The sequence below is a fragment of the Mesorhizobium sp. M7A.F.Ca.CA.004.04.2.1 genome (assembly GCF_004022825.1).
In the GTDB taxonomy this organism is placed as follows: Bacteria; Pseudomonadota; Alphaproteobacteria; order Rhizobiales; family Rhizobiaceae; genus Mesorhizobium.
Genome location: NZ_RZPH01001704.1, coordinates 1 through 566 on the forward strand (window position 1 = coordinate 1; position 566 = coordinate 566).

1 pseudogene is annotated in these 566 nt (G+C 63.6%); it reads right to left on the reverse strand.

The features are described 5' to 3' along the window. Nucleotides 1-234, reverse strand: a pseudogene (gene holA, locus EN893_RS37095) (DNA polymerase III subunit delta); the annotation flags it as partial. Between the last annotated feature and the right edge of the window lie 332 nt (nucleotides 235-566).

Genomic DNA, 566 nt, shown 5'->3' on the forward strand with positions numbered 1-566 from the left:
CATCGGCACGGTGCGGGCTTCGTCGAGCAGCCGGCCCTCGTCGCGGTCGACCTCCGAACCCTCGAGCCTGACCACCGAGAAGGGATCGTCGAGCGGCAGGCCGGTCTTGCCGGCAAATGCCTTCGCCCGCTCGGATACGAGGCCGCGATCGGGGCCGTAAAGCAGGACGATCGAAATGCGCTGGTCCGGCTTCGCGAGCCAGCCGTCGACCTCGTAAGCTTTCTTCTGTGCCATGCCGGGTTGGTTAGCATGATGCGGGCGTGGGGTGAACCGGGGTGTGCGTGATCTCCCCCTCGAGGGGGAGATGGCCGGCAGGCCAGAGGGGGTCGGTTCGACTGGATGCGACATTTTATGCGCCGAAAGAAGAAGTTGGCGCTCCATGCGCGGCGACCCCCTCTGTCGCCTTCGGCGACATCTCCCCCTCAAGGAGGGAGATTACGCTTCGCGCTTCCCCAATCACCCTATCTGCCAGCAAACCCGGCTCAATCTTGCGTCTAATTGCGCGCCGGCGCCCAACATCGACAAGAAATTTCGCCGACATATCTTCATCTTGGTGCGTGGGAGGC